This window comes from Microcystis protocystis FBCC-A270 (genome assembly GCF_050500235.1).
Taxonomy (GTDB): domain Bacteria; phylum Cyanobacteriota; class Cyanobacteriia; order Cyanobacteriales; family Microcystaceae; genus Microcystis; species Microcystis ichthyoblabe_A.
This window is the reverse complement of sequence record NZ_CP191407.1, coordinates 3,701,104-3,716,495: the sequence shown is the minus strand read 5'-3', so window position 1 is coordinate 3,716,495 and position 15,392 is coordinate 3,701,104. Positions and strand designations below refer to the sequence as shown.

Below are 15,392 nucleotides of genomic sequence, written 5' to 3'. Positions count from 1 at the left end.
ACACGATATTTTGAAGATTTTTTCTAAAAAGCTTCAAAAGCTTATCCTGTCTAAGTTTCTGGTGGTATGAATTTTTTACTATGATTATCGTCTTTTTGGGGAGAATATCGATCGACCAACATTTGCGCCGATCGCCGGTGTTTTTCGGCCATTTCTGGGGGAGAGAGAATCTGGGCCTGTTCGAGATAGCGCTGTACCCACCAGAGAAATTCTTCCAGGGAACGGGACGGGAGAGCGATGTGGTAATCGATCGAGTTAAGGATTTTCGTCTGCGGGTCGATCTGGGGATTTGTCAACTGCTGCCGGGGGTGACGTGCTTCTCCCTCCCAGATAAAGTAACTCACAGGATGAAAAAAGCGAACTTTAACGGTAATTAGGGTTAATTGTGCCGCTAATTCCAATTTTTGCGCTGCTAAATCCCCCAAATTCAAGCCCCAGCCATTTTTAATCAGTTTGTGGGCATTATTGAGGCTGTGGCGCTGTTCTTCGAGGGAGCGAGAGGGTTCTGGGAGGATTCGACAATGACCGGCGAAACGATTGAGGCGGCCGATGGCCAGACAGCCATCGGGATAGGTTTCGTAGAGGAGATACCAACCAATGTCACGGTAAATTAACTGGAGGGGATAGATCGGGAAGGGCCCGGTAAATTTCTTTTGATAGGGATCGATCGGTCGGGCGATCTCGATTACCTCTCCCCGGACAATGGCCTGTTCTAGGGTGTCGATTTTCTCGTATAAAGTTTGGCGATATTTTCCCCGTTCCATCATCTCTTCGGGATCGGTATAGTTGATCGAGCGATCGAGTTGTTCCCAGACGGGATAGAGAAAGTCAGCCCGGGAGCCGAGTGTAAACCCTTGAAGACGGCGATCGAGTTGGTGATAGACCTGACGGATTCTCGGATCACCCTGATAGAGGGCCCGGGAGCGGAGTGCATCAAAGGCGATTTTAAGTTCGTCGGGACTCATAACGCCGGTGCCGAGATAATACCCCCAGCGATAGATGTGGCGATCGAGAATTTTGTAATCCCGTAGGGTCGTTATGTCTTTTCTCAGGGTGGCAATGGAGGGATATTCCGCGGGCCAACCGAGGGCGAGGGTGGCGGCGAGTTCTCTCACCCGTTCCTGTACTTCTGTTAATGCGTTGTGATCTTTCCCCGAATGGTAATTTTCCGAGGGATCGAGGGTTTGATAACCGACTCCGGGGTGTCGGACGAGGGTGGCGATCAGGAGCATAAGTCGCTGGAACTCGCGACTATCTCGTTCACGCAGTGTTCTTTCCCTAGGGGATTTGGGGTGCTGAGTCATACAGATGCAATCGGTTCAGTCAAGGGGAAAGCCGATATAAATTTACCTCACTCCGAGGGCTAGAAAATCCGATCAGGACTGGAAAAATTAGCCGCTCGATCGAGGGGTTAAATTATTGGCTTTTTAGGGTATCATCGACTAGCGACGGATAGGGGTGGGAGCAGATAACCTCGGTTTCCGGTAAAATCCCTCGATCTACCACGGGATAAGGGTTTTGTGGTTTATGGGGTTGACTGTGCGACCGTATCTAGCTATAATTAACTTATCCGTCGCAACTGGCTTCCGAACCCCAATCCTGTTCGGACGTTTGCCTACCGGCTCTCTCTACTCGCTAGAGAAATTAATTGAATGGAAACAGTCATACTCGCGGGGCAAATGCTTGTAAATCATGTCTCTCTACTCGCTAGAGAAATTAATTGAATGGAAACCACGAGCTGTCCCACTCATCTCCTAAATCTGTAGGTAACTCTCTACTCGCTAGAGAAATTAATTGAATGGAAACTCGGGCTAGACCCAGGCGCTACTATAGAGCGGTATCCTCTCTACTCGCTAGAGAAATTAATTGAATGGAAACACTACGAGGAAAAAGGGGCCAGCGGCCCCCTACTTATTTCTCTCTACTCGCTAGAGAAATTAATTGAATGGAAACGAGAGCGTGGGCCTCTTCCTCTGAAATACAAGTGCTGGTGATAACTCTCTACTCGCTAGAGAAATTAATTGAATGGAAACAAAGAGGATATATGAACCTGTATCTAATTAGAGATTCTCTCTACTCGCTAGAGAAATTAATTGAATGGAAACCAGCCAATAGGCTGATAAGAATAGGGGCGTCATTAACTCTCTACTCGCTAGAGAAATTAATTGAATGGAAACTACACCGACCCCAATCTAAGTGATCGTTGGTATGACCTCTCTACTCGCTAGAGAAATTAATTGAATGGAAACTTGGCGGTCTGCATTTTGCGTCCGCGCTCCTGATAGGCTCTCTACTCGCTAGAGAAATTAATTGAATGGAAACAAATACGTATTTTTTGGAGGGGTTAGAGGGGTTAGACTCTCTACTCGCTAGAGAAATTAATTGAATGGAAACACGACATACCAACGATGACCATCAAGGTTAATGTGACCTCTCTACTCGCTAGAGAAATTAATTGAATGGAAACGAAGGTGACCTGTTTGGTTGCGTTCGAACGGGTTAACTCTCTACTCGCTAGAGAAATTAATTGAATGGAAACCGCCCCTTGCCGCGATAGTTTAGGCGCCCTTGATCGACTCTCTACTCGCTAGAGAAATTAATTGAATGGAAACCATCTCGATAATGCTTTTCATGGCAGTGCTAGTGTTGGTGGTACTCTCTACTCGCTAGAGAAATTAATTGAATGGAAACGTACCCGATGGGAAGAAAACCCTTAAGCGCCTTAATGCTACTCTCTACTCGCTAGAGAAATTAATTGAATGGAAACCTCAATTACGCGTAACAGTACTTTCTCCATTTGTAAACTCTCTACTCGCTAGAGAAATTAATTGAATGGAAACGGTAGTGAGAGGTACCTCCCCGTTCTTATTAGATATCCTCTCTACTCGCTAGAGAAATTAATTGAATGGAAACTTTATCAAGCCGGCAATTGGATATATGTAGGTCGCATCTCTCTACTCGCTAGAGAAATTAATTGAATGGAAACAAATTAGCCACATATTCAGCCATCTCCGCCTTGCGACTCTCTACTCGCTAGAGAAATTAATTGAATGGAAACGTATAGGGATTGATTCGAGTGCATCGATAAGCCATACTCTCTACTCGCGTTTAGAAATTAGCTGAATCTCCCTCAACCCCCCGAAGTTGGGGGAGTTAGGTGGGTCTTGACCCTTGCAAAAGTGCCTCATTTCAATAGGCAATTTAAATGCGCGGGCAGCTTATTCTATATGGTAATGTTTAATTTTATTCGCGTAAAAGTTGCTTATGTCCTTACCTGAACTCCCTCTTCATCTTCAATTAACCCAAATGGTTTCGGGTTATTGGCTATCTCAGGCCATCTATGCTGCGGCTAAATTAAGTCTAGCCGAGCATTTAAGCAAAGGAGCGAAATCCTGTCAAGATTTGGCCTCCCTAACTGAGACTAATCCTGCTGCTTTATACCGACTGATGAGAGCATTAGCTAGTGTGGGAATTTTTCAAGAAACTGAATCTCAACAGTTTATACTAACTCCCTTAGCCGAACATTTATCTAGTGACCATCCCCGGTCAGTAAAAGCGACAGCAATTATGTTAGGAGAAGCCCCCCATTATCAAGCCTGGGGAAATGTGTTACATAGTATTAAAACGGGACAACCATCCTTTGATGATGTCTTTGGGATGGGAGTCTTTGAATATTTTCAAACTCATCCGCTAGATGCAGAGATTTTTGAACAGTCGATGAATAGTTTTTCTTTTTCGGAGGAGAAGGCTATTTTAGCTGTGTATGATTTCTCGGAATTTCAAACCCTAGTAGATGTAGGTGGGGGATACGGTGAGATGTTGGGGACAATCTTAGAGCAATATCCCCACCTCAAAGGGATTCTTTTTGATGAAGAATATGTAATTTCCCATTGTCAACCGACTTTAGAAAAACACGGGATTCTCCATCGTTGTCAAACCGTTGGGGGTAGTTTTTTTGAATCCGTACCGTCGGGAGGAGATGGCTATTTATTAAAACATATTATTCATGATTGGGATGATCAACGAGCGATTGCTATTTTGAAAAACTGTTGTCAAGCTTTAGATAGCGATGGGAAAGTTTTAGTCTTGGAAATGGTTGTTCCTTCGGGTAATAATCCTTCGGCCGCTAAAATGTTAGACCTAAATATGTTAGTTATGTGTCCGGGAGGTAAGGAAAGAACCGCAGAAGAATTTGAGGAATTGTTGAGTCAAGCGGGATTAAAATTAAATCGAATTATTCCAACTCAAGAGGATATTTGCATTATTGAATGCGTTAAAAAATAATAGAATAGAAAACGGGTTTCTTCAAAAAACCCTTTTTCTATTGTTTAGATATAAGTAGCCCAAGATTTTGCCCAGGCGAGAATTTCATGAACTCGATCGAGGGTTGAAGATTCACAGTAGAGACGCAAAACCGGTTCTGTGCCACTAAAGCGAATTAACAACCAACTGCCATCTTCTAAACGGAATTTATAACCGTCTATAGGATTACAATCAGTCACTTGTTTACCGGCAATTTCCCTTAAGGGTTCCTGATCCAAAGCAGTAATTAACTGATCGCGAGCTTCCATATTAGCTAGGGGTAAATCAATGCGATCATACTGAGAATAAAAACCAGTTTTATCCTGTAATTGCGCGTAAAGATCGCTTAAATCTTGGCCCGATTCTACCACCGCTTCCAAAACGTATAAAGCTGATAATAAAGCATCCCGTTCGGGAATGTGAGTACCATAACCGACACCTCCCGACTCTTCCCCACCAATTAACACAGGAGTGGTCAACATTCGATCGGCGATATACTTATAACCGATCGGGGTTTCAAAGACCGATAAACCGTATAAACTGGCTAATTTGGGGATTAAATCGGAACCGCTCACCGTTTTGACAATTTCCCCTCTCATTCCCTTTTTGCCGGCTAAATGCTCGATTAAAATCGGGATGAGATTTTGGGTGCTTAAAAAATTCCCCCGACCATCGATCGCCGCCACTCGATCGCTATCCCCATCGAAGACCAAACCTACTCGCAAAGGGGCTAAATTTGCGCTGTGAGCCAGTTTATCGATGATTTCCGTCAAATTTCTCGGTAAAGGTTCCGGAGAGCCGCCACCGAACAAAGGATCGCGATTGCCGCGTAATTCCGTGATCCCCACCCCCAAAAGACGCTCTAAACCGGTAGCCGCCGCACCGTGCATGACATCGGAATAAACTTTTAGTTGTCCCGATTCGATCGCCTCGGCAATAGCGGCAATATTAACTTTTTGGCGTAAACCCTGACAATAACCTGACCAGGGTTCAAAAGTGCTTAATTTACCTGCATTGGCCTTAAATTGTGGCGGATTAGACAATAAAGCTTCAATTTGTTGGGTAATTTCCGGCGAGACAGAACCACCAAAATAACCTTTAACCTTCAAACCGAGATATTTAGCCGGGTTATGACTGGCGGTTAATACGATCGCACCGAGAGCATTTTCTGATCGAGCTGCCCAACTAAAAGCGGGAGTGGGAGCGTAGGATTGGGAGAGAAGCACATCAAAACCTGCTTTTTGCAGCGATTCCGCCGCAGTTTGAGCAAAATCCTCCGCCATAAACCGCCGATCATAGCCGACGATTATCGTCCGCGAACCCGTGATCTGACCATAATTATCGGCTAAAACCTGAGCCGCCAAGGGAGCGAGCAGAGCAACTCGATCGAAAGTAAAATCGGCGGCGATAATCCCGCGCCAGCCATCGGTTCCAAATTTAATCGGGTTCACGGTGGTCATGATTTACCCCTAAATATCCATTTTTTCAATACTGTAACCCGCTCCGTACTCTCTGGACACTCATTTTTCTCGATCATCGGTTTTTGCCGCCGGATCGAGCGCACCGGCTTCACTGATTAATAATTTTTCCATTAACATTTGTAACTTCATCCGTTCTATATAGGGCCATCCCCCGGTTTCCCCGATATCCCGGAGTAATCCGTATAAATCCTTACGCGTATTGGGTAAAGATGGCTCGAACATCTGCTCGCGAATTTGCCGATGTAAATTTTCTAAAGTTCGCAGCAACCTTAACAAACCGTTACAATCTCCCTGCTGTTCTTCGGCGATCGCTGTCACTGTCGTTACAAGGGAATGTAGTTGGCTATCTAATTGGCTATTATCTCCAGGTAATCGGCTATTCATCGGAATTTCTGCATCTGAAAACAGTCACACCAATCATATCAGTCATCAGCTATCAGTTACTTAGAGCCTCCTGACTTGAAAGAGGGTGTGGGGAAGTGGGGTGTGGGGAAGTGGGGAGAACAAAGCTGCCTATTGCCTATTGCCTATTGCCTATTGCCTATTGCCTATTGCCTATTGCCTATTGCCTATTGCCTATTGCCTATTGCCTTCTGTCTCTCCTCTCCCTGTCTCCCATCTTCTCAATGGTCACTGATCTTTGATAAACTGAGTTTCGGTGAATTGGCGCAACCGATTCGATAATTCATCAGGCTATGGATCAAGGGTAGTAATTGTAAAGATTGACAAAGAGAGGTTGACATAGATGAGATTTCGTGCCTTGTTAGTTGCCTTTTTAGCCTTGTGCTTAGGGGTGTTGACAGCTTGTAGCGACGCGCCTAGTGCCGTCCTGAATAGAAACGAGCTAACCTATGATGAAATTTTAAACACTGGATTAGCTAACAAATGTCCGCAGATTTCCGAGTTTACCCGGGGGACTCTCCCCTTAGAAAGCGGCGAAAGTTATGTAGTGACAGATTTGTGCTTGGAACCCCAAGAATATTTTGTCAAGGGTGAACCCATTAATAAGCGGGAAGCGGCCACTTTTATCCAGGGTAAACTCTTAACCAGAGATACCACCAGTTTAGAACAGATGACAGCGACCTTAACCGTAGGCGAAGACGGTGTTTTAACCCTCAAGGAAGAAGACGGTATCGATTTCCAACCCATTACCGTACAATTACCCGGAGGTGAAAGAGTTCCCCTCTTCTTTACCATTAAAGGTTTCACTGGCAAAACCGAAGCTGGATTTAGCTCTATCAACAGTTCCACGGATTTTGAAGGCGACTTTAAAGTTCCCTCCTATCGTGGCGCTGGTTTCTTAGATCCCAAAGGTCGGGGTGTGGTGACGGGTTATGATAATGCTGTCGCTTTACCCGCTAGTGCTGATAGTCAAGATTTCCAGCGTGCTAACGTCAAAGCGACGGAACTGGGTAAAGGTACTATGTCTTTACAGGTGACTAAAGTTGACGCTTCTACTGGCGAGTTTGCTGGTGTTTTTGAAAGTGAACAGCCTTCCGACACCGATTTAGGCGCAAAAGATGCTGAAGAAGTGAAAATTCGCGGCATTTTCTACGGTCGTCTCGAAGCTCGTGCCTAATTAATTTTTGGCTAAGTTCAGAATTTCTGGAAATTAAGGCGAATTTCTCCCTGGAGAAGTTCGCTTTTTTCTAAGCTTTGACACAATTAATACTAAATCCGTTGAGTATAGGCTACTTATAGAGGAGAGGCACTTATGCAACAGGTAAAAGTTATATTGAGAGAATTAAGCATTAGTTGGTAACTCCCCAGGTTTGCCATGACATAGACATCATTAAGGTTAGTTCTGGTTAATTGCTCGTACAAACTATTTGGCAACACCTCTAATTTTCGCTTTTACTTTTTCAATATGTCAGAGGAACCTTGACAAATCAGAAATTTTCTAGAGCTATTCATATTTTTTATTGAGTATCTACTAAACTATAAACCCAGGCGACGGCGAGTTTTTTTGAAACTAAAGGGGGAGTGAGCCATAAATAGCTTCACAAATTCTAGGCGACTTTGAAGATCACGATATTTTTTTAGGTAGTAAAATAGTGCTTCTAAATCAATATAAACACCCTTGCGATACAGGTAATGCGCCAATTCTATGCCACTAATCTCATTTTTTAAAAGGTCAATTAACTCAAGGGTGCTAGGTAAGCTATTGGGGCAGAATGAGGAACTATAGGCAGAGTTTACCCATGATGCTTCTTTCCCTTTATAGGTTTTAGATTCTGGGTGTCCGAAACCAATATTATAGATCAAAGAAGTTTTAGGAATAAGATGAACCCGATCTTGATACAAAGATGCAAGAGTAAGAGTAATAACCCAGTCAGTTTGACCATTTCTCTCTAGCCAGAACTGGTTTATTATAGTCATTTTTGTTTGCACGGTGGCGGGTATATTATAGAATTTTCCAAAAGGATTATATTGTTTAGGCTGATTGATGAGAGCGATATCATTCCAGCGATCGGCCCAGATACCGAATCCCCAAGAAAAAACTCTACGAGAGAGAGCAAAATCCTCTTCGAGCAGAGGATATGCTTGCTCTGGAAAGGTTGCATATCCGCTAATCGAAAAGATTTTTTTATGTTCACGGTATGCCTCTAGCAGACGGCACATACTATCATAAAAATATGGATTGGGAAAGTCATCATCTTCCAAGTAAACAATAGATTCATAAGTGGACAGTATTTCTGTAAAGGACAAAATGACATTTTGATCACAGCCCAAATTTTGTGGTCTTAACCTTATATCTACTGGAATTTTACTAGAGAACTCTTGCAGTAAAGCAATTGTTTGATCAATCAGGGGTAGATCAAGTTCACTTCTTGCTCCATCCACATAGGCAATGACCTGAGGAGGAGATAGAGTCTGTTGGGTTAAACCCTTTAAAACTTCCTTGAGTAGATCGGGACGAGTAAAAACTGTTAAAATAACTGGCGGCAAAGAACTAGGTAAAGTCACCTCATCAAGAGACATTGGTAAATTTGTTAAATTCATAGACTACCGCAAAACAAAAATTTTAACATCTGCATAAATCATGCCCAATATGGTAACACCTTAATTTGACTGTGTCAAGCTTAATCACACTTCGATAACTCCCAGCTAGAATTTTTTGAACTTAACTTGAGAGAAAACTTTTATTATAATGCTCGGATATCCTGTCTCCTTTTCATGACCACTTGTTAACCGTAACTTCCTAGTTGGTAACTCTCCAAGTTTTCAGCAGATCAATATAATTATATTGACTCCATTTTGAGGAGTTGTTTTAGAAAAGTTAAGAGATTTTCTAGTGATGGTATTTGCATTAAAGTTTGCTCGCTAATCCACCGATCATCAGAAATAGTTGCGGTGTTGGTTTTTCCCGGTTTAAGAATACTAGCAACTGCGGCAATAGTGGCTTTTTCTTTATCAAAAGGTTTCCAGCCAATTTGACTAATTTCTTCCTCGGAAAATTGTTGAATATATGATTTTGCTCTGTTCATATATTCAGGATAGGCGATTTTTCCACAATCACAAAGTAGGGTATCTAAGACACCTTGATCAACATTATTAGGCAGTATATATAATCCGACTCTTGGTCTATTTTCTTGAATAGTTCCCGTGGCAGCTACTACCCTGGGAAAGTCGGGAAAATATTCCCGAAAACCCTGATGATATTTGCGAGCAACTTCTGCCGGGTTATCTTTATCCGCATCGGCAATAACGGCAAAAGCTGATAATTCATTGTTATAATCCATATCGGCAAGTTTATTGGTTAAATTTTTAATTAATTCACTGCCACCCCCGGCATAAATTGCCACGGATAAAGTCTCAGTATAAAGAATAGATGGCATATCGAGTCTGATGTAAAGTTTTCCAGTTTTAGGAGGAGGATATTTCGGAATAAATTTTTTCCAAATTGGTTCTAGATTTGAGAGTTCTTCACATTTAGAAAACCCCAGAAGTTTACACATAACTTTCACCAGAAAAGCTTGATCATGATTACCTTCCACTCCAATCAATATATGTTCTCGACTCACCAACGAACCTCCTGTCCTAAGTCTTCTCGTAAACTTTTTAATCGAGTCCAATCATGTCTAACTACTCTAGTATAATTTTCCTTTGGTTCGAGACGATAAAGCACCAAATCTGATTCTCGTTCAGTAACTTCTAACAGAGCATCAACAGCTTCTAGACTGTGGGTAGTAGCAAACAGTTGTACATTCATTTTTTGACACCATTTAACTAACCAATTAAAAGAACTTTGCAGTGCCTCTGTATGAATAGCTGATTCTAATTCATCAATGAATAAAATTCCACCTTTAACACTGGCAAGTTTGAGGGCAATATGAAGTAAGCGACGCACCCCGTCACCAAAGGTACTAACGGGTACAAGTCCCAATTTTTCGTGTTGAATATAAATGTTAAATCTGGAAGATAAAGAATGAGGAGGTAAGAGAATTTCTAAATCAGAAATATTACTGTCCATTTGACGCAGTAAATCGATAACATCTGTTTTAAAATTGGCAAATCTCACTTCTGAAAGTAATCGAAATTGACCAATATCAGAACGATGAGAAGCGGGACTAACCAGAGAAGTTAGTAAGCTAGGTTCTTTTTTTCCCGATAGTCTAGAGAGAGCGCTATTTTCCCAAAGTTGATAGTTTTCTTTCAGGGGATTTTGGGGATAATTAATTAAACTTAATTGTTCTTCAGCAAGAAATACTATTATCGATAAGTTAATACCTTTTCTTGTTTCCCATAAATCTTCATTATTATCGATTAAATCTTCATTTTCTTCGCTAATTATCTGATTAATATGAAGCTTGTCTTCGGGATTGTCAATTAAAATAATTCCTTCGAGTTCTTCATAAATTGCCTCGATTTTCTGAACTTTAAAGGAGCCATTTCCTGTGATTGATATAACCCCGTGATTAAGTTTTTCTTGCTCAATCATTGCATCGTGGGTAAATAACCACTGTAGGGAATCTAGATAAGGAGTCCGAGAAACTCTGTACTCTTGTTCTCTTTGTCTAGCAGTATTTAGCCAAACTTTTAGATCTAAGGGATGACAGTAAATAGATAACGCTTCGAGAACGCTGGTTTTTCCCGAATTATTAATTCCCACAAGCAGGTTAATCTGTCCGAGATTCTTTAGCTCAAGCTCTCGCAGTCCTCTAAACTGGTGAATGGTAATGTTTTCTAGGCTTTTAGTCATAAAGTTAGTTTAGCTGAAAAGGGTGACAAAAAACTAAGTCATCTACTCAAATGTATTGAAGTTTTAATGAACTTCTAGTTATCAGCTTTTTCCTATCTCCTGTTTCCCGTCTCCTTTTCATGACCACTTACTTAACCGTAACTTCCTATACCTAGATAAAATTTTACAACCATAATCAGCGATTACTAAAAATTATATCATTAAAAACCCCTATCGGTCGTTAAAGAGATAGGGGCTAATTATTTTAGATACTTTCCGTTTTTTCTGACTTGCTTTTATAAATATCTTGAGTCAGATAGCGGATACGAGATTTCAGAAATTCAGCGACTCCATAAATTTCATCAAGATTGTTTATATTCGTGGTTGCTTCTTTACCAGTTTCGACATTATCGGGAATACTGATTGATTTCTTGCCAGTTTTTTCATGGAAGCGCAGACGACAGACTGTTTTGGTTACTTTTCCATCTAAGTTGATACCAAAATAACTTCTAGTGTCTTTGAATTGAATGCGTGCGGTATTGATTTCTTCCCGTAGAATTGATTTAATAATGTAAAATCCTTCCAATTCTTCGGGGGTCGTATTAATTTTATCTTCCCCTGTTTCTTCTGGTGGAGTATCTTCTGCTGCTGATGTATCAGGAGGATTTGTTTCAGGTTCTTTTCCTAAAACTTCCTCAAATTTTTCTTTGATGATATCATTGATATACTCTTTGAGAGAACGCTTAATAATTTCTGTGAATTTTTCGACAACCGATGCAGTTCTCACCCCAGAATACACATGACTAACAAAAAACTTAACAAATTCGGGGGAAGGATCATTTAATTGCTGGGCAATCACTTTTTTAACTTCTTTGGTGTACAATAAATTGCGAGCAGCCTCTTTTATTTTGCCAGAATTGAAGTCAGATGTGCTAGTACTAGATTTAGAAAATCGTTTTAATTCGTTAACAGAAGATTCGTCAAAGTCGAGGATGTTAAACTCAAAAAATGGCTTATCGTCCATGATATTATCCTTGACGGTATCCGTATAAAACCGATAGATAATCCCATTAGTTAAAACTCCAAAGTTAGCTCCAGTTGCGATAAAATATCGATGCAGTTGGGAACTATGTTTAGGATGCTCAAGATTTTGATGACAGCTTTTACATTCCATCAAAATAATCGGTTGATTGTCCAAACAAATAGCATAATCTACTTTTTCCCCTTTTAATCCAGTTAAATCGGCACTATATTCGGGGTGAACTTCCATGGGATTGAATACATCGTAACCCCATGCTTGCAAAAAAGGCATAATAAAAGCTGTTTTGGTTGCCTGTTCGTTTTGGATTTGAGAACGAGAGGTTTCAACTTTTTGAGCAATTTCTTTGAGTTTATCGATTTCCATGATAGCCTCATTATCTAGGATGTGTGAGTTATCTTCTCAGCCTAACCATAATTTAACCTTTTTTTTACCTCATGGTCAAGCATTTTTGACGGTCATCATCATTAATTCAAGAATATTCACACTAATCCCGTGCCATCTGGATATTTTGTGCTATCATTTCTAGGAATGGGTTATTTTTAATAATGTCCCCATTTGATCAAAGACAATGCTTGCTTTAGAACAGCTTTATGAACGGGAGTATGATCGCTGGTTAAGCGAGACGATCGAGTTATTAAAAAATCGTCAGTTCGATCGGGTAGATTACGAACATTTAATCGAGGAGTTGGCAGCTTTGAGACGAAGCGAAAAAACTGCTGTTAAAAGTTTAAGTTTACAAATAATAATCCATCTGTTACTCTATCAATTTTGGACAACAGAAAGAGAAAAAAATAGTAATCATTGGGCGGCAGAGATTATCACTTTTCGAGTACAATTAGAATATAAGCTCACCACCAATTTAAGTAAATTTCTAGAACTAGAACTAGAGTTAGAAAATATCTATGAAAACGCTCGCTTAATTGCAGAAAAAAAGACAGGATTAAAAAATTTACCGATAATTTGTCCCTACTCTCTGAGACAAATTCTTGAGAAACAGTGGTTTCCCGATACAGATAATCAATAAACTCTCAAAAATATGGAATCTCACAACAGTGAACCGATTATAATTGCCGAAGCGGTGGAAAAATGGTATGATAACCGCTTTCATGCTTTACGGGGAGTGAATCTCACCGTTAATAAACAGGAAGTTGTCGTGATTATGGGGCCGTCCGGTTCAGGAAAATCCACCTTTATTCGCACTTTTAACGGTTTGGAATCCTATCAAAAAGGTCGCATTATTATTGACGGAATAACTGTGTCCCACAACCTGAAAAATATCGAGGTAATCCGTCAGGAAGTTGGCATGGTTTTTCAACAATTTAACCTTTTTCCCCATCTGACGGTATTAGATAATGTCACCCTCGGACCCATGTGGGTGCGCGGTTGGAAAAAAGCCAAAGCGGAGGAAATAGCGAGAAAACTCCTCGAAAAAGTTGGTATTCTCGAACAAGCACTTAAATATCCCCCTCAGTTATCGGGAGGACAACAGCAGCGGGTGGCAATCGTTCGCGCTTTAGCTATGCAGCCGAAGGTGATGTTATTCGATGAACCCACCTCAGCTTTAGATCCGGAAATGGTGCGAGAAGTCTTGGAAACGATGCAAAGTTTAGCCAAATCGGGGATGACCATGGTTTGTGTCACCCACGAGGTAGGATTCGCGCGAGAAGTGGCCGATCGAGTGGTATTTATGGATCAGGGTTTAATTTTGGAAATTGCCCCCCCAGCAGAATTTTTTAATCATCCCCAATCCGATCGAACTCAGCAATTTTTAGCAAAAATTCTTTGATTTTCCATGACTTGATCATTAAACCATCTCTTTTTCTTCTTCTACCTCCACTAAAAGGGGAACGAGATTTTCATTTAAACGACCGGCTCGAATTAGTTCTGCGTAGGTATTAGCTTCGATATCGAGTAAAGTATCTTGAAATTGTTCGGCCACCACATCTTTTAATTGTGGATGTTCCTGTAGTAATTTTTGCAACTGATCCCGCAAGGACTTTAATTGTCCTTCCACCAGAGTTTTTTTGTCGCGATAAAATTCGGGATCGATATCGGGAAAACGTTCTGGTTGTTGCAGATAATTAGACACCCTAGTTAAAGCAATTTGACGAGCAATTAGGGCCGAATATTCGGTGCGAATCGGTTGATCACCAATAAGATTGAGGGCATTTAACAGCCATTGTATAGATAATCCTTGCACCAATAAAGTAAATAAAACCACCCCAAAAACCACGTCAATAATTTCTTGACGGTAGGGGATAGACGTGGGAACACTTAACGCTAGGGCGATCGAAACCGAACCGCGCAATCCTCCCCACCATAACACCGTTCTTTCCTTGAAACTGATCCTATTACCCGTAATTAGGTTACTAATTCCCCCTAGTCCAAAAATTGAGAACAGACGGGAAACCACCATAGCAGCGATCGCTATTAAAATCCCGCTTAAGTGACTACCAAGACTCTCAAAACGGGTTTGATCACCGATCAGTAAAAAGATGATGGAATTGACAAAAAAGGCGATAAATTCCCAAAATTCGCTAACTACCAGGCGCGTGCGCGGACTCATACCAATGCGCGAACCGAGATTACCGAGAATAATCCCGACAATTACCACCCCAATCACACCGGATCCGCCTAATTTTTCCGTGACGAGATAGGTTCCATAGGCAGAAACTAGAGTCAGAGACTGTTCCACAAAAGGCAGATCGAAGCGTTGGGTAAGGTAGGAAATGCCGAAACCGATCACGCAACCCACACCGATGCCAATCCCCACAAAGGTGCAGAAACGAGCGATCGTCACGGGGACGGAAAAGGTATCGACTCCCAAGGGAATCCCCACCAAGAGGACGAAAGCGACCACAGCGACCCCATCATTAAAGAGACTTTCCCCTTCCATCAGGATCGTCAGTTTTTTACTGGCCCCCAATTCTTTAAATAGGGCAATTACAGAGACGGGATCGGTGGCAGCTAGGGCAGCACCCAACAGAAAAGCGATCGATAGGGGTAAATTAGCAAAGATATGTAGGGGATAGGCGACTCCCAAAACGGAGATAATCACCCCGATAACGGCAAAAAGGACGATAGTAACCCAATATTCCTTTAATTTAGCCCAAGGAATATTCCAAGCGGCTTCAAATAACAGGGGAGGCAGAAAAATTTCCAGAATTAATTCCGGGGAAAGATTGACCAAACGCAAATCTAAAAAAGCTAAACCCATACCGACAATAACTAACAGCAGGGTGTAGGGAATTTTGCGGAGGAAGGCAACGGTTCTCGATAAAGTGGCGACACTCAAGGAAATGGTCAAAACCAGCAGGAATTGCTCTAAATTATGAGCGATCGCCTCGTTAGCAGTGGATTCTAGACTCATTATTTTCAGTTATCA

Annotated in this window: 12 protein-coding genes and 1 CRISPR repeat array; of the genes, 4 read left to right on the top strand and 8 right to left on the bottom strand. The window is 41.6% G+C overall.

Going from position 1 to position 15,392, the window contains the following annotated elements:
- Window positions 1-50: 50 nt before the first annotated feature.
- Window positions 51-1,304: a helix-turn-helix transcriptional regulator gene (locus ACQY1X_RS18070; protein WP_430014969.1), complete on the bottom strand. Its 1,254-nt coding sequence runs from the start codon at window positions 1,302-1,304 to the stop codon at window positions 51-53.
- 320 nt (window positions 1,305-1,624) lie between these two features.
- A CRISPR array of direct repeats spans window positions 1,625-3,058; the repeat unit is 36 nt; unit sequence CTCTCTACTCGCTAGAGAAATTAATTGAATGGAAAC.
- A 206-nt stretch (window positions 3,059-3,264) separates the two neighbouring features.
- Between ACQY1X_RS18070 and ACQY1X_RS18065 the strand changes: the two genes are divergently transcribed.
- Complete coding sequence (locus ACQY1X_RS18065; protein ID WP_430014968.1) at window positions 3,265-4,284, top strand: methyltransferase; 1,020 nt, start codon at window positions 3,265-3,267, stop codon at window positions 4,282-4,284.
- A gap of 44 nt (window positions 4,285-4,328) precedes the next feature.
- Here ACQY1X_RS18065 and ACQY1X_RS18060 read toward each other — a convergent pair whose 3' ends face one another.
- Both ACQY1X_RS18060 and ACQY1X_RS18055 read right to left on the bottom strand, forming a co-directional pair.
- Window positions 4,329-5,762, bottom strand: a complete 1,434-nt coding sequence (locus ACQY1X_RS18060) for a phosphoglucomutase/phosphomannomutase family protein (RefSeq protein WP_430014967.1) — start codon at window positions 5,760-5,762, stop codon at window positions 4,329-4,331.
- A 60-nt stretch (window positions 5,763-5,822) separates the two neighbouring features.
- Window positions 5,823-6,167, bottom strand: a complete 345-nt coding sequence (locus ACQY1X_RS18055) for a hypothetical protein (RefSeq protein ID WP_430014966.1) — start codon at window positions 6,165-6,167, stop codon at window positions 5,823-5,825.
- A 361-nt stretch (window positions 6,168-6,528) separates the two neighbouring features.
- Here ACQY1X_RS18055 and ACQY1X_RS18050 point away from each other — a divergent pair, with 361 nt between their 5' ends.
- A complete protein-coding gene (locus tag ACQY1X_RS18050; RefSeq protein ID WP_002773425.1) occupies window positions 6,529-7,362 on the top strand; it encodes a photosystem II manganese-stabilizing polypeptide in 834 nt (277 codons plus the stop codon).
- 359 nt (window positions 7,363-7,721) lie between these two features.
- Here ACQY1X_RS18050 and ACQY1X_RS18045 read toward each other — a convergent pair whose 3' ends face one another.
- The 4 genes from ACQY1X_RS18045 to ACQY1X_RS18030 form a co-directional block, all read right to left on the bottom strand.
- Window positions 7,722-8,786 (bottom strand): sugar transferase, encoded by a 1,065-nt coding sequence (locus ACQY1X_RS18045; protein WP_430014965.1) that lies wholly within the window; start codon window positions 8,784-8,786, stop codon window positions 7,722-7,724.
- A 239-nt stretch (window positions 8,787-9,025) separates the two neighbouring features.
- A complete protein-coding gene (locus tag ACQY1X_RS18040; RefSeq protein WP_430014964.1) occupies window positions 9,026-9,808 on the bottom strand; it encodes a DUF3226 domain-containing protein in 783 nt (260 codons plus the stop codon).
- Window positions 9,805-10,986 carry an AAA family ATPase gene (locus ACQY1X_RS18035; RefSeq protein WP_430014963.1) on the bottom strand — a complete coding sequence of 394 codons (1,182 nt, stop codon included), beginning with the start codon at window positions 10,984-10,986 and terminating at the stop codon, window positions 9,805-9,807. Before ACQY1X_RS18035 ends, ACQY1X_RS18040 begins: the two co-directional genes overlap by 4 nt.
- A 244-nt stretch (window positions 10,987-11,230) precedes the next feature.
- Complete coding sequence (locus tag ACQY1X_RS18030) at window positions 11,231-12,370, bottom strand: type I restriction endonuclease (protein WP_430013268.1); 1,140 nt, start codon at window positions 12,368-12,370, stop codon at window positions 11,231-11,233.
- A gap of 205 nt (window positions 12,371-12,575) precedes the next feature.
- Here ACQY1X_RS18030 and ACQY1X_RS18025 point away from each other — a divergent pair, with 205 nt between their 5' ends.
- Window positions 12,576-13,031, top strand: a complete 456-nt coding sequence (locus tag ACQY1X_RS18025) for a DUF29 domain-containing protein (RefSeq protein ID WP_430013267.1) — start codon at window positions 12,576-12,578, stop codon at window positions 13,029-13,031.
- Window positions 13,032-13,043: 12 nt separating this feature from the next.
- Window positions 13,044-13,793 (top strand): amino acid ABC transporter ATP-binding protein, encoded by a 750-nt coding sequence (locus ACQY1X_RS18020; protein ID WP_002751401.1) that lies wholly within the window; start codon window positions 13,044-13,046, stop codon window positions 13,791-13,793.
- 18 nt (window positions 13,794-13,811) lie between these two features.
- Here ACQY1X_RS18020 and ACQY1X_RS18015 read toward each other — a convergent pair whose 3' ends face one another.
- On the bottom strand, window positions 13,812-15,377 hold the full coding sequence (locus tag ACQY1X_RS18015) for a cation:proton antiporter (RefSeq protein WP_002751399.1): 1,566 nt from the start codon (window positions 15,375-15,377) through the stop codon (window positions 13,812-13,814).
- Between the last annotated feature and the right edge of the window lie 15 nt (window positions 15,378-15,392).